The organism is Bifidobacterium leontopitheci, assembly GCF_009193355.1.
GTDB lineage: Bacteria > Actinomycetota > Actinomycetes > Actinomycetales > Bifidobacteriaceae > Bifidobacterium > Bifidobacterium leontopitheci.
The window spans coordinates 88,899-112,777 of sequence record NZ_WBVT01000006.1; the positions used below are offsets into that span (position 1 = coordinate 88,899).

Sequence of the window (23,879 nt, forward strand, 5' to 3'; positions counted from 1 at the left end):
CATGGAACACCGACTTTTGCAAATCGAGGCCCCTCATCGGCGTGTCGCACACGCCCGCGCAGCCCTGAAAACCCCTGCAAAACCGCTAGAATCCAGCCTTTTTCAGCTTGGCGCACACCTCGATCACCGCATCGTTGGCACTGGCCTCGCCGATCGAGATGCGGATGCCGTCGCCGCTGAACGCACGCACCGACAGCCCCGCCTGCTCGAATTCAGCGGCCGCCTCGTCGGTACGCTCCCCCAGCGGCAGCCAGAAGAAGTTCGCGTACGGGTCGGGGAACGCCCACCCCTGCCGCACCAGCGCCGTGACCACGCGGTTGCGTTCGGAGATGATCGACTTGACCCTGTCGGACAGCTCGTCGTAGGCGTCGAGCGAGGCGAGCGCCGCCTCCTGCGCCACGTCGGTGACGCCGAACGGCAACGCCACCTTGCGCATCCCCTCGATCACGTCCTCGGGCGCGATGCCGTAGCCGATGCGCAGGCCGGCCAGGCCATACGCCTTGGAGAACGTGTGGGCGACCACCACGTTCGGATAGTCGCGGAACAGGTCCATCGCGACGTTCGTGTCGGCGTACGTGTTGAACTGGAAGTACGCCTCGTCGAACAGCACGAGCACGTCGGAGGGCACGGCGTTCATGAGGCGGCGCGCATCGGTGTCGCTGACGCTGGTGGCGGTCGGGTTGTTCGGATTGTTGACGATGACCAGCCGGGTGCGCTCGTTGATGGCGGCGATCATGCCGTCGATGTCATGCCGTCCGTTCGACAGGTTCGGCACCTGCACACTGGTCGCTCCGGCGCCGGCGACGATGATCGGGTACGCCTCGAAGCTGCGCCACGGGTAGACCACCTCGTCGCCAGGTCCGGCCACAAGCTGCACGAGCTGGGTGATGACCTCCGTGGAGCCGCAGCCGAGCACGATGTTCTCCGGCTTGACGCCGATCTCGCGCGACAGCCGCTCCACGACCGGCCAGCCACGCATGTCGGGGTAGCGGTTCAGGTGGGGCAGCGCGCGCTTCTTGATGGCCTTGACCACGCTGGGCAGCGGCTCGAACGGGTTTTCATTGCTGGACACCTTGTAGGTGCGCTTGTCGTCGGACTTCGGCGCGGGCTTGCCCTGCTTGTACGCCGGTATGGTGTCGATGATGGTGCGATGTTTGAAGCTCATTCCCTCATGATAGTCCCCGCTTACCGCCATTTTCCTAGGGTTTGCGCCATGTTTGAGTGAACCTGCGGCGAACGTTCGGTAACGTTACGGCGATGCGTGCCGCAAGGGTCACCTGCGCCGGCGCAGCAGCGACGGCGGCAGCAGCCTGCGCCGCATCCGCTGCGGGAACGTAAGCCGCCGCCGCACCATCGCGTCGTAGTGCAGGCAGAAGGTGCGGAGCCGCTCCGCGAGCGCCTCATCGGGAACTGCGGGGCGTCCGCCGAACGCGATGGCGGTCACCTGACGGCAGGCCTGCATGATCAGTTCACGGTCCTCTTGCGGCAGATTCCGAGTCGGCTCTCCGGAGTTTCCGAAAGGCGCCGTTTCGACATCATGGCGTTCGTGCCGTACCGTCTTCGGCCCGGCGGTCACAAGCTCGGCGATGGCCCGTTCGGTGTCCGAATCGTTCCAGCGTACCCGGGCGTCGTATGCCGTGTCGAGGATCTCCTGCCATGCGGCGAACCATGCGCGGCGCGTCTTGCCTCCGGTGCTGCCCCCAGTGCTGTTGCCAGCGTTGCCACCGGTCTTGCGGGAGCCTGCGCGACGGCCGCGACGGGAACCGCCTCCGACCGCGGACGCCGCATCAGGTCCAGAGTCCGGGCCGGGCGGCTCGCTGCCGGCGCCATTCCGGCTCTTCCCCGCCGCCGCGATCAACGCGAGCGCCCGTCTGCGCCGGCGTCGACGCAGCAGTGCCGGCGTCGCGGCCAGCAGACCGGTCAGCAGCATGGCGAACGCCGTCCACAACGCCACGGCCGCCCATCGCGGCAGCACCGGCATGGTCGCGCCCGTTTTCGGCGTGGCGGCCGAGGCCGTGTTCTTGGCGGTGGTCTTCGTGGACTGCTGTGTGGTGGTCTTCTTCTGGGCGTTCTGCTGCTGCGTCGTCTGGGACTGTTCGGCCTGCTGCTTGGCCTGCGTGTTCGTGGACGTCGTGCTACTGGAGGATGAGGCGCTTTCTGCGCTGCCGTTGCTGGTGGATGCCGGGGTCACGTCGAACGGCACCCAGCCGACGCCGTCGATGTACGCTTCGACCCAGGCGTGCAGCTGTTTGGCGGCCACATCGTAGCGGTTTTCGGATGCGGAGCCATACCAGAAGTCCTCTGTGGTCGAAACGGTCGACGTCGGATTGCCGACCCCCTTGTGATAGCCCATCACCATGCGCGTGGGCACGCCCATGGCGCGGCCCAGCACGGCCAGGGCCGAAGCGTAATGCGCGCAGTAGCCGGCATGCTGGTCGAGGAACGTGTCGATCATGGCCATGTTGTCGCGCCCGTTGCCGTCAGGAGCGTCCAGTGAATAGACGAAGTTGTTCGCCTTGTTCGTGAAGTAGTCGACCAGCCAGCGCATGGCCGCGATCTGCTGGTCCGCATCGTCGCCGGTGGTTGGAGTCCCCTCGCGTTTGGCACGGGCGACCAGGCTGCGCACGTTCTGCGGCAGGTCATCGGGCAGTGACAGGTAATGGCTGCGGATGGTCTTTTCGTTGGCCGCTATCCGGGCGAACGCCTTATTGAGGTCGTTTTCAGTGAACGGCGCCCATTGCCTGCTCGTTCCGGATCTGGTGGAGAATCCGCTGTCGCCGTACCCCATGCCGGTGGCCACAGCCTCCATGTCGTCATAAATCGACTGGTATGCGTCCGCATCATCCTCGGACATCAAGCGGTCCAAGGCATCGGTCTCGCTTACGGGGATCAGCATCAGGAATCCCTTGGGCGAGCTGGCCAACGCGATGACGTCGTCGTCGCTGATGCCGAGCCGCTCACGGGACATGTCGCTGAACGTGTCGATGTCATACGAGTCGTAGGAGGAGTCTTCGACACTGGTCAGGCTGCGGTGTCCCATGCCGATGATGGTGCCGTCGGACGCCTTGGCGGTGCCGTACTGGGACACGTCGAGCGGGATGGCCAGCCAGTTGCCGTGGATCTCGCCCAGGCCTTGCGCCGCCCACTGCCGGCGCAGCGATGTCCGTTCGCTCCACGGAGTCGTCTCGCTCACCGTCATGTCGATCAGCTTCTGGCGCGTGTCCGTCACACCGGTGATCTGGTCGAACCCCTTGTCGGAGGTTATCGGCTCGTAGTACAGTCCGGCGGCCGTGTAGCGTTGTTCCGCCTGCGTGGTCGCATCCGGACTGTATATCGTGCCGTCGCTGTACTGCTTCCACCCGTTTTTGACGATGGTGGCCACCGGCAGCCCTGACACCGGCAGGAAGCGGGTGCGCAGCCCTTCGATGGTCACCTGCGCGGAGGCCATCCACGGGCTGTCATCCGACGAGTCGCTGAAAGTGTACGTCAACGCGGATGGGTCGTCGGATCCCAGATTGCCCCCGCCCGACATCAGCCACGGGTAATACAGTGCGGGGTTGTTGACCAGCAGCTGCTGCAGCTGCCGTCTGCTCACCTGCCAGTCCGTGTCGTTGGCGTCCTTGTTCCGCCCGAGCTGGATACCCGACCCGTATAGGCCGGCTTTTTTGGTGAGGTCCTTGTCGAAGCTCCACGTGTCGCCGTTGAAGTCGTCGAGCGTGGTCATGCGCAGGTACAGGCGCTGCGATGCGACGTAGCTCAATACGGTCGAGTCTGAGCCGGATGTCACCGACCGTTTGAGGTCGATCATCGGGTTGATGGTGTTGCTGCTGAGCAGGCCTTTGGATTCGCCGAGCGACAGTGGCACGTCAAGCGCCAGGTTCACCGCCGAGGGGGTGAGCGACAGCACCATCGCGGTCACCACGGCGGATGCGCCCAGCGGCAGCGGAACGCGCACCGGCAGCGTGCTCGACGACCAGAGCAGCAGCACGAACGCCGCCACCAGCACGCCAAGCTGCCACCATGGGGTGACCGTGCCGACGAACGCGAACCGTGCGGCGAATCCGAACGCCGGGAGCAGCGCCATGAGCGGGGCGACACGTCGCGAGCAGAGCATGAGCCGTACCGCTATGACGGCGAGCGCCGTCACCATCATGAGGTCGACGTCACCGGCGGCGTCGACCTGCACCGGCGGCAGTTGAACCAGCAACGCGTCGAGTCCTTGCGAGGCGACGCCTGTCAGCACCGCCCACGGCGAGCTTCCCGCCCATGGGGATACGTCGGCCAGGGATTGCGCCGACGTCGCGATGCTCACTCCGCTCGCCGTCTGCGATTGCACGTCGGGGGCGGCGGGCACGGCGAACAGCCAGAAGCCGAGTTCGCCGTGCAGCCGGATCAGCACCAATACGGCGAGCGCCACGACCTGCGCGACTATGAACGCCGCGATGCGCACGGCCAGCATGCGTGGTCGGCGAACGGGTATCGCGCACGCGATGGAGGCGAGCGCCAATGAGGCCGCGGCGAGCCACGTCCACCAGCCGACGGACACGATTGCGGTGAGCGGTTGCAGCGCGAGCGCGAAGCAGACCATCAGACAGACCGCGAGCATGCCGGATGCGAGCGGGGATGGCGACGACGACACACCGGACGACGACACACCCAGCGCCGTCCTGCCCGGTGACGACTCGCCGGACAATGCCGATGCGGGTGACGACGTACCAGGCCGCGTCGCATCCGCACGCCCCGTCTTCGGCAGTCGCTGCGGCACAAACCGCCTCCACGCATTCCGTCGTGTCGTACCGGGCGACGCCGACCTGTATGCGGCTGCTTTCGCCGGCATTTCGGATGGCTCGCACACTGCAGTCTCCGGCATGACCGTGACGGCATAGCGTTGCGGCGGTTCGGCTGGCGTCTCGACCTGCACGACGCGCAGCCGTTCGGGCACGCTTGCGCGCAGCGCCTGCGCCAGGTCGCCCTGCGGCTGTGCGGTCAGCAGCAACACGGTGACCGCGCCGGAGCGTTCGCTGCACAGTCCGGCGACGGCGTGCGCATACCGTGACGCCTGCGTGTGACGGGTTTCGTCATTATTCACGCGCCGGGTTTCGTCGTCCGTCTCGCCGCCGGTCGTCCTTGCGCGTGGATCATTCGCCACGCCTGTGTTGTCCGCCGGGCCGTCATCGGCGATTGGCCGGCAGGCCGCCAACAGGCGCATCGCCGAACCGGTGTCGTTCGCCACGTGCACGCCGTCGGTGACGATCACCGTGCGCCCGCGAGCGCCGCCGAGCGACGGTTCCAGCAGGGGCGCCGCCTCGCGCGCCTGCGCATCCGCCTGCGTCTGCGTGGTTCCGGGGTCGCGCACGTCGAGCACGACGACCAGTGTGGAGCGCACGTCGCGTCCGGTTTCGCGGACCATGAGATGACCACGATGCGCGCTCTGGCTCCACGAGATGAGTCGCGGCGAATCCCCGGGCGCATATTCGCGTACGGTTCCGGCGTTTTCGGTCTGCGCCTGGCCTTTCAGACGTTTGTCGGCAACCACCGCGCGCACGCCGGAGGACGGTTGGGTCGCCTCCGGCAGTACGGCGACACCCGTGCCGTCGGGGATGATGCGGGTGGCAGCGAACAGGGAGAACGGGCCGTGCCAGCGTGCCGTCACCGACACGCACCGATACCAGCCGCGCATCCGCGGCAACGTCGACCGGTGAATGCCGACCGGCGTGTCGTCCTGGTCAAGCTGGACGAACTGACGGCATGCCCTCACGCCCCGTGGCAACAGCCATCGGCGGATCCGCCCGTGCGCCGCGACCGGCGTCCATCGGCTTTCGGCACGCCGGGCCGCCACCGACGCCATCAGCCGTCCGAGTCGGCGTCTGCCGGTCTGCCCCTGATCGTCGGCGTCGGCGCAGGCGATGCCCTGCAGCGCAAGATCGTCAAGACGCAGCATCACGGATTGCGCCATCGTGCACAGGAGCGCCAGACCCCAGACGATGCACAGCGTCAACGCGACGGCCATGAGCGAACGGTCGTCCAGCAGCAGGCCGGCATACCAGGCCACACCGTCGAGCAGCGCGACCGCCATGCCGGCAAGACTCGGACGGATCAGACCATGGCGTTGCAACTTCCAACGCCGCAACTTCCAACGCCGCGCCTCCCCATGTCGCAGCTCCCCGCGCCGCGACCCACGCGGCTGTGCACCACGACGCTGCACCATGTGCGGCAGCCGCAAGTGCCTCCTCTCACGCGCACGACGGTCACGATTCCTCTGTGGCACGCGGCCGCGCCCCGGACCGTGACCGCTCCCCCGGTTGCGCCCCGCACCCGCTCCGTCCGCGGCGCCGTCCTTCGGCTGCCGCATGCCGTTGATTCCGCCGTACATATGGCATCACGTCACTTCGCTCTGCGGCGGCGGGCGCCTGCAGCCTCGTCCGCCCGCGGCACCGGCGTGCGGGCGACCAGATCGGCAATCACGGACCGGGCCCGTTCCATGGACGACACGCCGCCGCCCGCCCCGTCCATGACGAGACGATGCGACAGCACAGGTACCGCCGCGGCCTGCACGTCGTCCGGCGTCACGAATCCGCGCCCGTCCATCATCGCGTGCGCCCGAGCGAACGCCGCCACATTCAGGCTGCCTCGCGGCGAGGCGCCGAACCGCACGCCGTCAGTCTCGCGGGTCTGCGCAACCAGCGAGACGATGTAGTCGGCGAGCGGCCCGACGAGCGTGATCCGCCGGCAGGCCTCGCGGACCGACCGCATCCGTTCCACGCCGCACACCGGCTGCAGCCCCTCCAACGGCCGGAACATGCGCTCCCCGGTCAGCATCGCAGCCTCCGCCCGCGCCTGCGGGTACCCGAAGCTCGCGCAGGTCATGAACCGATCGAGCTGCGCTTCGGGCAACGGGTACGTGCCTTCCAATTCAATCGGATTCTGCGTGGCGACCACGAAATACGGGTCCGGCAGCTGGTACGTGGCCCCGTCCACGCTGATCTGTCCCTCCCCCATGGCCTCCAGCATGGCCGACTGCGCTTTCGGATTGGCGCGGTTCACCTCGTCGGCGATCACGATGTTGGCGAACAGCGGGCCGGGATGAAAGTCGAATTCACCGGTGCGCTGCGAATAGACGCTGACGCCCGTCAGGTCGCTGGGCAGCATGTCCGGCGTGAACTGGATGCGCCTCGCCTCGCCTCCCATGACCATGCTCATCGCCCGCGCGAGCGTGGTCTTGCCGACGCCGGGAACATCCTCCAACAGCAGATGCCCGCCTGCGACGAACGTGGCGACCGCGGTCTCGATCACCTCCCGCGAGCATGAGAGCACACCGGCGAGCGCCTCGACGACCGCGTGAATGGTCTCGGATGCCTCGGCTGCCCCCTCATCGGGCGTCACCGTCCATGGGGTGCCGTTCGTCGCGCTCCCCTCACGTGCAACGTCCTCCATGCCGTCTCCTTCCGTATGCGGCCACGGCGGTCATAGGACCGCCATCGGCCTTCGTCGCCGGCGCAGGACCTTCATCCGTCCATGCCGCAACGCATCCGCTTATGCTGTTCAGCATAACCCACGTTGCTGTGAGGGGGAAGATATCTTCCTCTTATGCCGTAACGATGGTGCATAACACGTCTTATCGTCCAGCTACAGCATCCAAGAATCGTTGGAATTCCAACCGACACGCCGTACCGCCGAAAGCGGCCGCAATCAGCCCTGCGATGCGCCCCACACCGCGGCGGACAGGTCGGCGATGAGACCTGCCGCATCGGCCGATACATCGTTGCTCATGACCGTCAGCACATACGGGTGCGGCCCGTAGACCACCGCCGCGTCGTTCTGCACGGCCGCCAGCTCGCCGGTCTTGTTGGCCACCTTGGTTCCCGCGGGCACGCCGGCCGGTATCTTCGAGCGTCGCGTCTGGCCGAGCAGCAGCGTCATCATGCGCGCGCTCGCGTCCTTCGAGACCAGCGTGCCGGCGTACGCCTGCGCGAGGAAGCCGGCGCAGTCGCGCGTGGACGTCCAGTTTTCCACCGTGTTGCCGGATGCCATGCCCGTCAGCGTGCGCAGTTCGTCGCTGGACGTGAACCCGTACCGGTGCGCGGTGTCCGTGACCGTCGAAATCGCCGTGGCGTCGTCGCCGTTGCCGATGCGGCTGAGCAATCCGTTCGCCGCGTCGTTGGAGCTGACGGTGATCATCTGGGTGAGCAGCGCGTCGACGGTCGAGTCGTCCTGCATCGCGCCGTGTTCGATGCGGTCGAACACGGTGAGCATGATGTACAGCTTGACCAGCGACGCGGCGACGAGCTTGCGGTCGTTGACCGTGGTCTCGCGGCCGCTTTCCAGGTCGATGTAGGTGACCGACCATGTGCCTGCATAGCCGGCGAGCCGTTCGTCCAGAGCCTTGCGCACGGCGGCCGTACGGGCCTCGCCGGCGGCCGTCTTGACGGCCTCGGCGGACTGCTGCGCCGCCGCGGTTGCGCTGTCGTCCCCGTCGTCCGCCGTTTTGGGCTCCGGCACGGCTGCGGCGTCATGGTCGCCGTCCGCCGTCGTCGCGGAGGTGCCGGAACCGCTGGTGGCGAGCGGCGTCGGCCGATCTGCCGGCTGTCCGCCGCCGAAGCGGCCCGCCCCCAGAAGGCCGCCGACCGTCGCCGACAGGACGACGACCAGCACCGCCGCCAGACCGGCGACGATCCAGTGCCGACGCCGCGCCCGTCCGGCGTCCCTGACCGCGCGATGCCGCGCCATGTCAGTCCCTCGCCTTGAGTTCGGCGTCCATCTCGGCGAGCACCTTGCTGGCGATCTCGGCCGCCTTCTCCTTGCCCTGGTTCTGCGTGGCCACCGCGATGGCGGCCTTGCCGTGGCTGGTCTCGGCGATGATGAAGTAGTTCCACGTGTTCTTGATGCCTTGGCCGCGGTGGGCGTGCACGGTCATGCCGGACGGCACCTTGACGCCCTCCTTGGCGATGTCGGTGGTCATCAGGCCCGTGCCGCCAGCCTGGTCGACGGCGGCGAGCATGCGGACGGCATCGTAGGTGGAGCTGTAGTTCTCATGTCCGTCGTTGCTGGCCTGCACGTCGCCGAAGTGCCGGTCGAACGACGTGTCGTCGTAGCCGTGCTCGCTCAGCCAGCCGTTGACCTTATCGAAGCCGCCCATGCCGAGTATCGCCTGGTTGCCGGCGTCGTTGTCCATCTTGCTCATCATCGTGCGCGCGTTCGTCTGCACGGACGAGTCGTAATCCTGCGCGGCCAGATAGACGGGCAGATAGAGTCCGGCGGAGACGAAACGGCTGCGCGCGGCGTTGGTGTTGGCGACGGCGTCATCCGACGTGCCGCTGTCCGAATCGTTCGACGTGGACGAGCCGTCCAGGAACATGGCCGACACGGCGACCTCGTCGGAGGAGTATGCGTCGGTGATCTTGCTCAGCTTGGTGTCGTCCGGCGCGGCGGCCGCGGTGTCATCGGACTTCTTGCCGCTCTTCTTGCTTGGCTTCTCGTCGTCGCCGTTGCGGCTGGCGGTGGCACCGGAGATGATCTCGCCGGCAGCGTCGACCTGGTCGTAGCCGGATCCGCTCGCGTAGACGAAGAACACCGGCTGCACGGCGGCGTCGGAACCGTCGCCGCTCTGCCCGACGCTTGGTATGCCGGTGGTCGCGCTCACCTGGAACGCGCCGGCGGCGTCCGGACCGACCTGGTACACGCCCGGCCATGTCCACAGCCGGCACACCGTGAAGTCGGTGCCGTACTTGTCGGTGAAATCAGGATAGTCGTCGTCGCCGATGGCGCTGCATGCGCCGGAACCGTCACCGAACCGGTACGCGCCGGCATTGATGTCCACTGCTTGGATGTCGTTCGGCACGACCACGACGAGCTGCTCGGCGACGCTCTGGTCGTGGCTTTGATCGTCGCCGGATACCGTCCACTCGCCCCGTACCGCGGCGATCGGGTTCGCCGCATGCAGGGTCAGCGTGCGACTGCGAGCGACTCCGTTGACCGAATAATGGACATTCACACGATAGCCAGTCGGCCACTGGTTGATGCTTGCGGGCGATCCGTCGACACCGTAGTCGGTGATCGACGTGACGCCGTCCAGCAGGTCGTCGTTGTCCGTGCCGGTGAGCAGGTCGCCCGACGAATCCGATGCTCCGGTCACAGCGTCCATCGCCGCGGCGTAATCGCCGTCCGCGATGTCCTGCAGATACGATTGCGCGAACCGTGACGCCGAGTTGGCCGCCGCGCCCATGCTCCACGCCCAGAGGCCTGCGGCAGCGGCGATCAGCGCCACGAACACGCAGCCGATGACAATGGCGACGATCCTGCCGCGTTTGCCGTGGCTGTTCGCCGGTGACGCGGCTGACGGCGGCGTGGTCGGCGAGCCGGGTACGCCTGCCGGAGCCGGAGCGGCCGCCATGGGCGCGCCGGCTGCAGACGGCATGGCGACGGCCGGCTGTGCGGCGGCCGCGACCGGAGCGGGCATCGGCGTCTGGGATGGCGATGGACCGTACGCCAGCGCGGCCATCTGGGACGCTGGCTGCTGCGGCGATGGCATCGGCGCGGTCGGCTGGGATGCGGCAGCCTGCAACGGCGCGCCCGGTTGCGGCACGCCCGGCACACCGGGTTTCGTGACGGTCGCCCCGTCCGCCGGGTATGCGCCGGCTGCCGGACCGCCGCCCGGCATGGCGATGGGGACGATGGTGGTCCCGTCGTAATACTGTTGCGGCACGCCTTGCGCGGCCGCACCCGATGCGGCGTCGTCGCCGTGCAGCTTCTGCCCGCAGACCATGCAGAACTTGTCCGCGGCGCTGACCGGATTGCCGCAGTTCGGACACACCATCATGACGGTCTCCCTCTCCCGAAGGCTCTGTTGACGTCCAGTGTAATGCGACCGGACGGCGACCCGCCCGACATTCCCGCGCCAGGATGCAGGCATTCCTGCGCCGTTCCGCCTGCCGCCGCGACTCTCTTTGCCGTCACTCTGCTCGCCCTGGCACGGTGACGCACGCCCCGAACCCTTTGCAATATCAGGGTTTTCGGCGCTGCGTCACCGTGCGAGGGCTGGCAGCGTGACGTGATCCGGCTACGAATACAGCGAGGCCCCGGCGCACAATCACGATTGCGATCATGCGCCGGGGCCTCGCCTGCAATATCATCCATCGGCCGGGAAGGGCCGCAGGACAGTCTACTACGCTTTTCGGCGAATCACTCAGCCAAGGATGGCGAGCACGTCACGGGACGAGACGATCAGGTAGTCCTCGCCCTCGTAGTGCACCTCGGTGCCGCCGTACTTGGAGTACAGCACCTTGTCGCCGACCTTGACGTCCATCGGGATACGCTCGCCCTTGTCGTCGCGACGGCCCGGGCCGACGGCCAGGACTTCGCCCTGCTGCGGCTTCTCCTTGGCGTTGTCCGGAATGTACAGGCCGGAAGCGGTCTGCGTCTCGGCAGCAGCCTGCTTGACGATGATCTTGTCCTCCAACGGTGTGAGCTTGATCGACACTGTAGGTCACCTCGTGTTTCTCGAAAATCCGATCAAATGGTCCCGCGCCGGGATACCGCCGTACAGAGGCTGACGATCACTGCGGGTGCCATCCCTTCGCGCTAGGTCTTATGGTAGCGCGATTGTTAGCACTCTGCCAACTTGAGTGCTAACGCTGTGAGTGAACATCGCCGAAAACGCACATGCGCCGCGTGGCTCCCGCTTAAGGAACCACGCGGCGCATGGATGCAGGCTCACGCTCGAGCCATTGGAACGTCTCAGTTGGAACGCCGGGCCAGGATGGCCTCAAGATCGTTGCCGAGCGATTCGGACGACACCGCCGGCGCGGCCACGGACGAGACCATCTCCGACTGGTGGAAGGCGGCCGTGTCGTTCACCTGATCGTCGTCCATCACCGCCGCGACGCTCGCGTCGGCGGCATGCTCGACGGCAGTGGCATTGTCATCGACGGCGGCGTCGCGATCGGCGGCGGAGCCGTCGGACTGCGCTTTCGCATCGTCCTGCGCCGGGGCGTCCGGCTTGACGGCGGCCTGCGGGGGCACCGCCTTGGCGACCTGCCTGGTCGACTGGATCTCGCGGCTCTCCGGCTCCGGTGCGTGATGCTCCACGCCGTTGCGCGGCTCGCCGAGCGAGAAGGAGATGAGGTCCTGGGAGGCGGCGACCGCGAACGCGTCCAGCGCGGCGGCCGGATGCACGCGGTCGAGCTCGGTGGTCATGTCACGGGCGGCCGCGGAGTCGGCGCTCGTGGACTGCTCGTCCGCGTGCGGCTGCGGTTCGGCGACGGTCTGCTGTGCCGGCTCAGCATGTTTCACGGACTGTTTCACAGCGGCCTGCACGTCCCTGCGACCGTCGGCCTGCGTGCTCGACGGTGCGGCGACCGCCTGAGCGTCCGCCTCGACGGACTCCTCACGCGCCTGCCGCGCCGCCCGTTCGGCGGCCTGAGCGTATTCGCGGGCCTTGATGCGCGCCTGACGTGCGGCGATCGCGTAATCCTGCTCGATGCGGGCGCGCTGCAACACCTGACGAATCTCCTGGCCTTCCATCACGTCGGTCTTCTCGTCAGCCGGGGAGGCCGCACTCTGAGCCGGCTTGCGGGAGCCGCTGGCCACGTTGACCGCCGTGACCTGCTCGTTCATCTTGAGCTGGGCCGCGCGCTCCTTGCGCCGCGCCACGGCAAGATCATGCTCCCACTGACGGGCGTGACGGGACGCCCGCGCCCCCAGCGCGAGCACCAACGTCAGGAGGCCGGCGGGAATCAGCGCGAACAGCGGGCTGAAATGCAACGGGAACGCGATGGCCGCCACGACGACGGTGATGAGCAGCAGCGACACGGCGAGGATGCGGCGACGACGAATCGCCGCACGGCGAAGCTCCCGAATATGCGCGACCCTCGCGCGTGTCAGCTTCGCGCCGCCGGTCTGCGTCCGCTGCATGATAGCCCCTTTCGGCTGCGGCGTGTGCTCGTCGGAGAACCGTGTGCCGCTGTCCGCATCCACCAGATGCAGCGACGACGAGTAACGGTCCTGACGGTGCTCGGCCACCCTTTTCATACTGTTGACCGTCCGCCGAGGCAGCCAGCCAACCACGATAATCATCAGAATCACCAACACCACGATGGTGCTGAGTGATTCATAACCCATGTCCTTAAGAATAGGAGACTCCCCTTACGATTGCACTGATTGCGTCTTGGCGTGTCGAGACGTGAGACGGGCGGCCATCAGCCGGTCCGCGAAACCACCGTCCCGATCCTCGGCAAGCAGGCTGTATGTCTCATGGTCACGCCACCTGCCGTTCACGAACATGTACTTGCGTCGTATCCCCTCATAATGGCAGCCCACTTTGCGCGCCACGCTGCGGGAACGCTCGTTCTCCGGCAGCAGCGCTATCTCCAGACGGTGCAGGCGCGGGCCGCTCGGATCGGCGAACGCCCAGTCGGCCAGCAGCGACACCGCCATGGGGGCGAAGCCGCGCCCCGCATACCGACGGTCGACCCAGTAGCCGACCACGCCGGTACGCATCGACCCCAGATCGATCGCGCCAAGGGAGATCTGCCCGACGATGCGCATCTGATATTCCATGACGAACACCATGCCGCGCCCCTCCTGGGCGTTGCGCCGCTGCTGCTGCATCCACTGGTTATAGCTCGGCGCGGCGCCGTGCATGGGGTCCCCTGCCTCCCACGGCCGGAGCCACTCGTCGTTACGCCAGCGGACCTCGTTCCACTCCTCCTCGTCGTCCGCGCCTATCGGGCGCAGGCGCAGAGGGCACGACGGCACGCTGATATACCGCGGGGCGTGCAGCCCGCGGTCACCTTGCTGCCGGAGTGCGGCGTACAACGATTGAAAAACAGACACCCACCTATTGTGCCATCGTCGCGGACACGACACGGCCGGGCGTGCCGACACGTCCACAACCGTGATACAACGTGGAACATGACCATCGCAGCATCGTCCAGCACTCCGGCAACCGCCGCACCGGCCGCGAGCGACATCGACTTGCGCAAACGGACCCTGCGCAAGGCCGCCATCGCCAGACGCAAGACCGTGCCGCAGTCGGAACGCGAGCGGGCCGCGCAGTCGTTGGGTCGTTACGGTGCGGCGCTGTTCGCGCTGGCCGCGCCGGGAGCCGGCACCGAGACGGGCGACGACGAGAAGCCGGGCCGCACGGCGGTCGGCAACGCGGCGGCAGGCAACACGACACCGGACGACTCGACACCTGGCAACACGTCACTCACCGTGGCCGCCTACGTCTCGATGGGCAGCGAGATCCCCACCCTGCCGTTGCTCGCCGCACTGCTGGACGACGGCGCACGCCTGCTGGTGCCCCGGCTCGGCAGCGGACTGGACATCGGCTGGAGCGAACTGCCCGACCTCACCCGGCTGCACGACGTGACCACCGGCGGCTGCACACGCCGTGCGGACGCCGGCATTGCTCGGGCTGTCACCGCCACGCAGACGGCTGTCGCAAGGCCGTCGCACCGCCCGCAGGAACCGGATACCGTCACATTGCCGGCCGAAGCGCTGCTCGGCGCCGACCTCATTCTGGTGCCGGCGTTCGCCGTCGACGGCAACGGCACCCGGCTGGGACGCGGCGGCGGCTGGTACGACCGCGCACTGACCTTTCGACGGCCGGACGTGCCGGTCATCGCCGTCTGCTGGCCGTGGGAGTGCGCCGCCGGGCCGTTGCCGCGCCTGCCGCATGACCGTCCGGTCGACGGCATGCTGACACCGGACGGATTCCGGATGTTGAGACGGGGCTGAGACGGGACGTCCGCTGCGGCAAGCCGTTTGACGCGTGCGCCACACCGCGGCTGTCACTGCGGCAACGTCCGCTGCGGCAGCCGCACCGCCGCCCGTCGCGAACGTTCGCCGTCCGCGTTACCGCAGACGGCCACTGTCCGCGTGGCGACTAGGATATGAACGGATTGACTTCTGCGCGGCACGCCGGATGCGTTCCGCGCGCACGGACACTGAAACCAGCTGTTGAGGAGGAACCGTTGCCTACGTATCATTACCGTTGCAAGAACTGCGGATACGATTTCACCGAACATCAGTCGTTCGACGACGACCCCATCACCGTCTGCCCCGAGTGCGGCCAGGAGCAGGTGCGCAAGGTGTATTCCGCCGTGCCGATCGAGTTCAAGGGCCATGGCTTCTACCGTACCGACCGCGGCGGCAGCTCGTCCGGCAAGTGATGGCGGCGCCGTTCGGCGCGGCGCGTCCGGCCAGCCGGCGCGACACGCCCGGGAATGTGGATAACCCCGAAGCTCCGACCACATGACCCCGTTCGGCTTGCGACCGCGCTCACAGTTCAGTCACCATGCGATGCATGGTGACTTTTTCTGTATTCGGGGCCGTTCGCTCGGCTCTGCGGCCGACGACCTTGCGGCAACGCCGCGCGATGGCGTCGCTGCGCCGCACGATGGCCGCACTGTGCGCCGGATTCGCCGTGTTCGCCGTACTGCAGGCCGTATCGGCTTCCGTGGCGATGCGGCCCGTGGTGGTGACGACGAGGGCGGTTTCTCGTGGCACGCTGCTGCGCGAGGCGGACGTGACGGTGACGATGATGCCGGATTGGCAGGGTTGGCGGGGGGTATTGGCTGATGCCGGCCAGGCGGTAGGCAATGTCGTGCAGATCGACGTCGACGTAGGGCAGCCGTTGTTCCCGTCCTCATTGGGGAGCCTGCCCGCCGTGCCGAAGGGACATACGGTGGTCGGCGTGCAGCTGGCGAGCTCCGGCGACCAGTTCGTCGCCGGCGATCTGGTGACGCTGGTCGCCGGTTCGGGGTGTGCCGCCGATGCGGTGCGGGAACGGTCCGGCATGTGCGTGCTCGCCGACCGCGCGATGGTGATGGTCGGCGGTTCGGCGCGCGATCCTCCCGATTCGGCCGGCGACGGCAACTCCGGTTCGCTGAGCGGCGGTCTTGCCGGCTACGGTGACGAGGACGACGGCACGGTGTCGTTGGCCATGCCGCCCGACGACGCGCTTGCCGTCATGGCGGCGCAGCGCGAGGGGCCGATCATGGCTGTGGAGGCCGAGGCAACGGCGGAAGCCGAGACCGAGACCGACTAGGGCAGGACGCAGTCAGCCGTGCGGTCCGGCTACAGTGCAACCGCGCGGTTCAAGTGCGGCTGTGCTGCGCGGTGCGGCTGTGACTCGGCCGTGCCCCGGCCGCAGCTCAGCCGCGCTCGCTGAAGATGCCCCAGTGCGGCGGCAGTTCGCCGAGGATGCGGCGGTCATCGTCGGCGTCACGCTGCTGTGCGGTGCGCATGTCGCCGGGCTCAAGCTTCACGCCGTCGGCGTCGAACCGTTCGGTGCCGTGGAACACCACTCGCTTGTGCCTGCGCGGGGTGCGGCGGGCCGGATTGTACATCTGCCCGGCCTGCGCGCCGTCGTTCTGCGAATCCGAGCCGTCACGCGACGTCGGCTGCCGCTGCTCCTCGCCGGTTCCGCTCATCGCATGTCCCCGTAGATCTCACCGATGCGCGCGACGATCTGGTCGACCTCCTTGTCGGGGTTGACGAATGCGCCGACGCTCCACACGGTCATGACCGACCAGCCGAGCGACGCGAGATCCTGAGCAAGGCCGCGGTGGCGTTCGCGCGTGGACTGCACGCTCATGAACTGGGCGTCGTCGGTGAGCACGGCCAGCGAGAACGGCTTGTCAGGCAGGCCCACGACCATCGGGATGCGCATGCCGCGCTCGAACCCGTAGTTCACGGCCGCGTTGAGCCCACGGGCGCGTACGCGCTCGGCCAGATCGTTGAACAGCACGTTGTCGCCGCGGGTGACGCTCATCGGCCGCACCGGCTGCGACGCCGACTTGTCGTCCAGCGCCTCCACCCAGCGCAGCATCTCATGCAGCAGCTTGGGGCCGGCCTGATGCAGGCGTTCGTCGTCAAGGTCGGCCTGCGAGAACGCCGAAACGATGTCAAGGTGACGGTCGGCGAGCGCCAGCGCGTCGAGCAGCATGGCGCGGCCGCCATCGCGCTCCAGCACGCCGAACTGCTGCAGCAGCCGGCCGTGGACGGTCTTCGCATAGCACAGCGAGAGGATCACGTCCGTCGCCTGCGCGCCGGCGACCTCCGGCAGGCCGACGATGCGCACGTGCCGCAGGAACTGCCCCATGCTCGCGTTGCGCGAGGCCAGCGACTTGAGTTCGGCGCCCAATCGTGCGCGGAACACGTCGGTCAGCGTGACGACGGTGAGGATGTACCCGACCGGCACGATGTTGAAGCTGGAGGCGCGCTCGGTGATGAGGCGCACCACCTCGTCGATCTCCTGCTGGCTGCTTTCGACCAGTCCGGTGGCCATGACGGGCGTGCCGTTGGCTTCGACCTTGTGGAAGGCGACCCGTCCCTGCGCCGGTTCGGTGGCGATGTCGTACCGCACCTCGCCGTAACCGTGCGATTCGAGAAACGAGGTGAGCTTCGGCGCGCGGCGCACCGGATGCGAACGGACCTTGACGACCGGCAGCAGGTCCATGAGCTCCTTGACGCTGGGCGAGGTGACCGTGGAGCGGTGTGCGAGCACCACGACCTGACGCGCACGGCAGATGATGGTGAGCAGCTGGACGGCCGGTAGGTGCGCGGCGGCGTCGACGATGGCGACGTCGGCCAGCGTGGTCGGCTCGGTGAGCGCGGCGAGCGTGGCGGGGGTGGCCATGATGATCGGCTTCGCCGCGGCGAGGATCTCCGCATGGTCGCGCCGGATGCGGCTGAGCGGCACGCGCGTGCGCCCGGCGAGCACTGTGTGCAGCTGGTTGGCTTCCTGTGTGCGGGAGAACAGCATGTCGCACAGCCGGCGCATGGACTCCTGAGCCACCATGGGGCCGACGGAGCGCACATGCTCGACGTCGACCTGGACGAACCGGTCGGCGGCCGACTGCAGTGCGGACCCGTCCTGGTTCGAGATGATCGCCGACGAGCGGACGATGTTCTCGAACACGGTCGTCCACCATGCGAGCTGCAGTTCGCCGTCCACCGAGCCGACGTCGATCCTGCGCGAACGCAGGTCGTCCACCAGGCCGGACAGGCCGGCCGTCTGGAACTCCTGCTCCAGGCGGCAGCGCTCGGGTAGTGTGTCAAGCGCGAGATGGTCGTCGAACAGCGCCTTGAGCCGCGCCTCGACATGCACGAAGTCGAGGGTCTCCAGATCGCCGCCCTGCACGGTCGTGGCGAGCACCGCGTCCAATGCGGTCAGGTCGCGGGCGAGCTCCTCCTGCGTAGCGATGATGTCGTCCAGCTTGGACGGCAGCACCGGCCAGCCGCCATGCGGCACGAACATGCGCCACTGGGCGGCCTGCTTGGCCACGACCTGCAGCGCATCATGCAGGTTCTCGACCTGAGCGCCCACGCGCAGCAGGCTCTTCGCCTCCTTGACGTGGCGGCGGCGCTCCCAGAAGCCGATGGTCGTGCCCTCCTTCTTGCGCAGGGCCTTCGGCTTGCTGGATTCGATCATCGCGTCGATGTCGCGTTCGAAGATCTCAGGCTGGAACACGTCCAGCACACGGCGCAGGTTCTTCAGCACCTGCACCTGACGGCCCCATTCGCGGGCGGTCTCGGGAATCGGGAACCCGCAGGTCTGCACGGTGGACGCCACCTGTTCGCGGGTGAGCGGCAGCAGCTTGCGCAGCAGGTCGACCACGCGCTGGTAGACGGCCACCGCCTCGTCTTCGGAGGTGATGGACGCCTTGTACCATGCGGTGTCGTCGGGGCCGAGCGTGTATTCGCCGAGTTCGCCGGCGCGCTTGAGCTTGCCCGCCCACTCGTCGAGGTGACCGCCGATCTCGCGCGCGGTGTCGGGGCTCAGTCGCACGCGCGTCGCCGGATGCGTGGGCAGCGTGGCGATCTGCGCGAGGTTCTGGATGGTCTGGTAGGCGGAGACGCCCCACGTCTTGTCGACGCAGTGCAGGTCGCCGAGGTATCGGGTCAGGCGCGACCGCACGCCGACCAGCTCGTCGGCGATCTGGTCGAAGCGAGAGCTGGCCACGCCCGGCTGGAAGCTGACGGCCGCGATGAGCTGTCGGTCGATGTTCGCGTTGCACCGTTCGTCGGCCACGTCCAGCACCTGTCCGTTCAGCTCGTTCGCGTTGACGGCGATGCGGAACCGCCGCTTCTGGTCGGCCACGCAGGGCACATACAGGACGCTGCGCCCGTTCATCACGCAACGCGAGGCGATGGCCGCCGCATAGTCGGCGGTGTCGCGTCCGGAGATCACATCCACGCCGATCGAACGGCCGGAGGCGACCATGTCGGCCGCATAGCGCACCTCGTTGTCCACGTCGCCGATCTCGAACTCGTTGTGCGGATCGGCGTCGAACGGGCTGAACGCCGGCGCGTTCTCGTCCTTCAGCGCCTTGCGGGCGTCCTCGTTGCCGGCGAGCGCGTCGAGCACGGTGTTGCCGGTCGGCTCCTCCTGGCCGAGCGTGTCGATCACATGCTGGGTTTCGGCCAGAATCAGCGAGTCGGGCGACATGAAGCAGCCGAGGATGATCTGCCGTTCGATGGTGAAGTCGGGGAACGCCGTCACGGCGCGCTTGCTGATGGCCGCGAACACGGCGGACGTCTCCGGCGTGCCGCTCTCGTAGTTCGCACCGTTGAACAGTTCGCGCTCGTCGAATTCGACGTCGTGCTCGCGCATCACCGACACGAACGCCGGGTTGAGCCGCACATGGCCGACGAACCGGATGACCGCCGCCTCGCCGTCCTCCTCCTTGGCGGAGGTCACCGCCACCGGGTACAGCAGCACGGGCATGGCGCCGCCCTCCCAGGTGGCCACGCCGACGGTCAGCGACAGTTCGGCCACGCCGCTGACGCGCAGCTTGGCGGCCTTGTCGTCCAGCACGCGTTCGAGCCGGCGGTTCGCCGCCCGGTACATGCCGTTGTCGCGGAACAGCAGGTCCAATGAGGCGCGTCCGCCGGCGAACAGCTGCGCGATGCCGGAGGGGTGCGCGTGGGTCAGGTCGAGTTTCGCGCCGAGCTGGTTGATGTCCTCCAGCGCGGAGGGCACCAGATCCGCACGGTACCGCTCATGCCACTGCCGCAGGCTCTCCAATGCGTTCGTCTGCTGCGTGCGTTCGCTCATGACTCGGCTCACTTCCCTACCGCTTTGCGGTAATCCTTATAGCCTTCGTTGTTCTCCAACGCGGCGTCGACGTCCGCGTTGCCCTGCGCTTCCAGCCATGAGTACATCTCGTCGTACAGTGACGTGTTCATGGCGAGGAACGGCAGCAGTTCGCGGCGATTGGCGATCTCGAACTGCTCATTATAGTCGTCGGTGGTCTTCGCCTGCTCCGAGGTGTATCCGTCGACTTCGATGATCTGCTCGCGGCGGTTGAGCGCCCCCTTGGAGACCAGGTCGAACACGGATCCGGGCTCGAACGCCGGCTTGAACGCGGTCGGGTCCTCTTCGGGGGCGGATGCTTCAGCGGCGTCCGCCTGCGTGGGCTGCCATGCCGTGTCGTCGCGTGCGACGGTCTGGTTGTGCGGCATGAACCGCTCGTGGTCCTGCGGGACTTCGGCCTGTTCGCGGAGCTGGGTGTCAGGCTGCACGATGTCGGACGGAACAGTGTCAGATGGTACAGTGCCGGACGGCATCGCGTCGACGACGGTGACGCCGGCGGCATACTGTGCCGCCTCCTGCACCGCCTGACGGACGGTCCCCTCGTCGGCCGCCGGCGAGACGGCCGTATCGGCCGTGCCGCGACCGTCAGCCTGCGCAACGGCTGCACGACGTTCGTCCTCCTGCTGCTGCCGTGCCGCGCGTTCGGCCTCGTCGTGCGCGGCGGCGTCGGCGAACAGGTCACGCGGCAACGCCACGGCCGGCTTGGCGTCGGTGCCGTTCACGTTGAGCGCGACCGACGGTTCGGTCTTGACGGGCAGCACGACCGGAGCGGCCGGCTCCGCGGTCTGCGGCGGCTCCTGGGCGGCAGTGGCGGTTTGCGGCTGCGCGGCGGCGGGTTGCGACGGCGACTGGCTGCCGGCTTCGGCTTGTACGGACGGCTGGGATGCGCCGGTCGGCGCCGGCTGTGCTACGGCAGGTTGTGCTGCGGCCGGCTGCGCTGCGGATTGCTGGACGACAGATGGCTGTGCTGCGTTCTGCGGATTGCGCTCGGCGGCAGTGACGGACGGCTGCGCTGAAGGCTGCACTGCGACAGCGGCAGACACAGTCTCGCCGCCAGCGGTCTGCGCGGCGGAATCAGGCTGCACAGGGGCATCAGGCTGTACGGCGGCATCAGCTTGCGCAGTGGCACCGGGTTGCGCTACGGCGACGGCCTGCGCGCCAGCGTCTGGCTGGACAGTGGCGCCGGACTGCACGGCACCGGCCGTTTGCGCGGCGGAATCAGGCTGTACGGCCGACGTGAGACCGCCCGTCCCCTGGCGTGCCGCCGCGGCGTTCAGCTCGCCGACACGTTTGCGCACGTTCGCCGCACTGATTGCGGCGGTCGGCTCTCCGGCGCGCAGGTCGAGGATGTCGTCGACGGACATGTCGGCGACGTCAGGCTCCTGCTTGACGGTGTTCAACGCGTATCCGAACAGATCGGGCACGACGAACGTGTCGCTGACAGGCCGCTCCACGCGGATGAAATCGGCAGGCACGTCGCCGAACTGCAGCCGCATCGGCGACGTGGGCAGCAGGAAGTCGGTCTGTGGGGGCAGCCGCATGAGGTCGCCGTTGCCGCGCACCACGTACGAGCCGTTCGTGGAACCGAGGTCGCGCACGACGCCGGCGCCGGACTGGTTCACAGTGAACGTCGCGTGACGTTTCGACATGGAACGGGTGCCGTCGGCGATCTCCACGCGCCGCGTCCCGTCGTCGGGCAGCGGACGCAACGGCTTGCGGCCGATCTCGATGCTCTCCCCCGGCTTCACCTGCTGATCGACGCCATCGATTCTCACAGTCCATTGCAGCTGTGTACGCTCGCCAGTCACGTGTCGCCCTTCCTTTCACGCTGTTCACACACTACCTGCCATTGTGTCATGTTCAACGGCGTTTTGGCGGATTACGACCGCCGAATTGACAACTTTATCGCATTACCGCGAGTCACGCCCACACTGTACGTCACGGTAGGACACCCCGATGCGTCCGACTGTGCGCCATCGATCATCGAAGCGACACCCACGCCGTCACCCTGCTCGCCCACGCACAGTGACGCATCGATGAAACCCGTTGCGAACACTGGGTTTTCAGACTTGCGTCACTATGCACGGGCGAGCAGGGTGACGCAGGCGTCACGCGACACGGACCGCCGCACATACGGCAAGGACCCCGCGGCCATGCGATGTGCACGACAACGGGGTCCTTGCGACGTTCAAGCTGCGGTGCCGTACGCGATCACGCACAGCATCCGAGACATACCGCGGGCTTCACTCCCGCATGTATTACTTGAGCTCGACGGTGGCGCCAGCCTCTTCCAGCTGAGCCTTGGCCTTCTCGGCGTCTTCCTTCTTGGCCTTCTCAAGGATGGCCTTCGGAGCGCCGTCGACCATGGCCTTGGCGTCGGCCAGGCCGGCGTTGGTGATGGCCTTGACAGCCTTGATGACCTGGATCTTCTTGTCGCCGACAGCGGTCAGGACGACATCGAACTCGGTCTTCTCCTCTTCCTCGGCAGCAGCGCCGGCGGCCGGAGCAGCGGCGACAGCGGCGACCGGAGCGGCAGCCTTGACGTCGAACTTCTCCTCGAAGGCCTTGACGAACTCGGAGAGCTCGACGAGGGTCATTTCACCGAAAGCTTCCAGCAGCTCTTCGTTGGTGTACTTAGCCATGATGGCTTCCTTTCGTGTTCGGCCGACGTTCACGTTCATGCCGCCAGCCAATGTTTGTTTGTTTTCCGATTATGATTCACGCGGCAAGCCGCATGAGGATCAAGCAGCCTTTTCCTGCTTCTCGCGCAGCGCGTCGACCGTACGGACCAGCTTGGTGGGCAGTGCGGTGAACAGGTACGCAGCCTTCGCCGTGGTGGCCTTGAGGTCGCCGGCGAACTTGGAGAGCAGCTGCGGACGGGACATGAGGTCCGCAAGCTTCTTGGCGCCCTCGGCGTCATAGACGGTGCCATCGGCATAGCCGCCCGTGATCACGAGAGCCTTGTTGGTCTTGGCAAAGTCACGCAGCGTCTTCGCAGCCTCGATGAAGTCGCCCTTCACGAAGGTGATGGCGGTCGGGCCCTTGAGCAGGTCGTCAAGACCCTCAATGCCCGCTTCCTTGGCGGCGATGCGCGCCAGCGTGTTCTTAGCCACAGTGTAGGAAGTATCGCGGCCTAGCTTGTCACGCAGTTCGGAAACCTGCGGAACGGTAAGCCCGCGGTACTCGGTCAGGTAGACAGCGTCGGCGTTACGGAATTGTTCCGTAAGCTCGGCGACCACCGCTTCCTTTTCGGGCCTCTTCATGGCGTTCCTTCCTAGATCGGCCATTGATCGGGAAATCCATTCCGCCTGCCCGGGCAATAAAAAAGCCCTGCGCACAGGCAGAGCAACATAAGGCCGTTTCCGGCAGCCCGATAGCGGGCTTATATCTCTCAACCTGCGCTGGCTTGGCGAACCAAACTTCGTGAGCGCTTGCGCACTCCAACCAACGGTCTGTGGTTTACAAGATTGATAGAGTACGGCTCCCCCGCGACAGCCGCCGCAGGCATCGCCACCCCGGCGTGTCGCGAGGCTATGGGCAACCGGCCCACAACGGACCGTACTCATAGCTCACCTACGGGTACGTTCCGTCAAGAATATGCAACGGACCGTACTCGAACCGGACGCTACGAGTACGGTCCGTCGAACAAACCTGACGTTGATAATGGTTATGCCGGTTAATCCGATCGGCGATAATGGGAGTGGCGGCCTGGCGGTGACCCTGATTCTGACTGACGGCCTCGGTGATCGTGGCCTGTCCTTGTTCCGATTTGTCCCGC

Annotated in this window: 16 protein-coding genes; 3 read left to right on the plus strand and 13 right to left on the minus strand. The window is 67.1% G+C overall.

Annotated elements, in window-relative coordinates:
• Window positions 1-85 precede the first annotated feature (85 nt).
• From F7D09_RS03310 to F7D09_RS03345, 8 genes are all read right to left on the minus strand, one after another.
• A complete protein-coding gene (locus F7D09_RS03310) occupies window positions 86-1,165 on the minus strand; it encodes a histidinol-phosphate transaminase (protein ID WP_152233999.1) in 1,080 nt (359 codons plus the stop codon).
• Between the two features lie 108 nt (window positions 1,166-1,273).
• Window positions 1,274-6,076 (minus strand): transglutaminaseTgpA domain-containing protein, encoded by a 4,803-nt coding sequence (locus F7D09_RS03315; protein WP_193312302.1) that lies wholly within the window; start codon window positions 6,074-6,076, stop codon window positions 1,274-1,276.
• A 308-nt stretch (window positions 6,077-6,384) separates the two neighbouring features.
• Window positions 6,385-7,434, minus strand: a complete 1,050-nt coding sequence (locus F7D09_RS03320) for an AAA family ATPase (RefSeq protein WP_152234001.1) — start codon at window positions 7,432-7,434, stop codon at window positions 6,385-6,387.
• Between the two features lie 255 nt (window positions 7,435-7,689).
• Window positions 7,690-8,727 (minus strand): serine hydrolase, encoded by a 1,038-nt coding sequence (locus F7D09_RS03325; RefSeq protein ID WP_152234002.1) that lies wholly within the window; start codon window positions 8,725-8,727, stop codon window positions 7,690-7,692.
• A gap of 1 nt (window position 8,728) precedes the next feature.
• The gene (locus F7D09_RS03330; RefSeq protein ID WP_193312303.1) at window positions 8,729-10,816 is read right to left on the minus strand and encodes a serine hydrolase; all 2,088 of its coding nucleotides are present in this window, start codon (window positions 10,814-10,816) and stop codon (window positions 8,729-8,731) included.
• Between the two features lie 366 nt (window positions 10,817-11,182).
• Entirely contained in the window at window positions 11,183-11,476 is a 294-nt protein-coding gene (gene groES / locus F7D09_RS03335; RefSeq protein ID WP_152234004.1) for a co-chaperone GroES, read from the minus strand.
• 257 nt (window positions 11,477-11,733) lie between these two features.
• A complete protein-coding gene (locus F7D09_RS03340; protein WP_152234005.1) occupies window positions 11,734-13,116 on the minus strand; it encodes a hypothetical protein in 1,383 nt (460 codons plus the stop codon).
• Between the two features lie 24 nt (window positions 13,117-13,140).
• A complete protein-coding gene (locus F7D09_RS03345; RefSeq protein ID WP_376863139.1) occupies window positions 13,141-13,776 on the minus strand; it encodes a GNAT family N-acetyltransferase in 636 nt (211 codons plus the stop codon).
• Between the two features lie 132 nt (window positions 13,777-13,908).
• Here F7D09_RS03345 and F7D09_RS03350 point away from each other — a divergent pair, with 132 nt between their 5' ends.
• The 3 genes from F7D09_RS03350 (at window position 13,909) to F7D09_RS03360 (ending at window position 16,048) form a co-directional block, all read left to right on the plus strand.
• On the plus strand, window positions 13,909-14,736 hold the full coding sequence (locus F7D09_RS03350; protein ID WP_152234007.1) for a 5-formyltetrahydrofolate cyclo-ligase: 828 nt from the start codon (window positions 13,909-13,911) through the stop codon (window positions 14,734-14,736).
• Window positions 14,737-14,972: 236 nt separating this feature from the next.
• Window positions 14,973-15,170 (plus strand): FmdB family zinc ribbon protein, encoded by a 198-nt coding sequence (locus F7D09_RS03355; protein WP_152234008.1) that lies wholly within the window; start codon window positions 14,973-14,975, stop codon window positions 15,168-15,170.
• A gap of 134 nt (window positions 15,171-15,304) precedes the next feature.
• Window positions 15,305-16,048: a flagella basal body P-ring formation protein FlgA gene (locus F7D09_RS03360; protein WP_193312304.1), complete on the plus strand. Its 744-nt coding sequence runs from the start codon at window positions 15,305-15,307 to the stop codon at window positions 16,046-16,048.
• A 106-nt stretch (window positions 16,049-16,154) separates the two neighbouring features.
• Here the strand turns inward: F7D09_RS03360 and F7D09_RS03365 are convergent, their stop codons facing one another.
• From F7D09_RS03365 to rplJ, 5 genes are all read right to left on the minus strand, one after another.
• Complete coding sequence (locus tag F7D09_RS03365) at window positions 16,155-16,349, minus strand: hypothetical protein (RefSeq protein ID WP_152234019.1); 195 nt, start codon at window positions 16,347-16,349, stop codon at window positions 16,155-16,157.
• An 80-nt stretch (window positions 16,350-16,429) separates the two neighbouring features.
• Window positions 16,430-20,062, minus strand: a complete 3,633-nt coding sequence (locus tag F7D09_RS03370; RefSeq protein WP_152234010.1) for a helicase — start codon at window positions 20,060-20,062, stop codon at window positions 16,430-16,432.
• A gap of 8 nt (window positions 20,063-20,070) precedes the next feature.
• Window positions 20,071-21,909 carry a variant leucine-rich repeat-containing protein gene (locus F7D09_RS03375; RefSeq protein ID WP_152234011.1) on the minus strand — a complete coding sequence of 613 codons (1,839 nt, stop codon included), beginning with the start codon at window positions 21,907-21,909 and terminating at the stop codon, window positions 20,071-20,073.
• Window positions 21,910-22,359: 450 nt separating this feature from the next.
• Window positions 22,360-22,743 carry a 50S ribosomal protein L7/L12 gene (gene rplL / locus F7D09_RS03380; protein WP_152234012.1) on the minus strand — a complete coding sequence of 128 codons (384 nt, stop codon included), beginning with the start codon at window positions 22,741-22,743 and terminating at the stop codon, window positions 22,360-22,362.
• Between the two features lie 99 nt (window positions 22,744-22,842).
• Window positions 22,843-23,364: a 50S ribosomal protein L10 gene (gene rplJ, locus F7D09_RS03385; RefSeq protein WP_152234013.1), complete on the minus strand. Its 522-nt coding sequence runs from the start codon at window positions 23,362-23,364 to the stop codon at window positions 22,843-22,845.
• Window positions 23,365-23,879 lie beyond the last annotated feature (515 nt).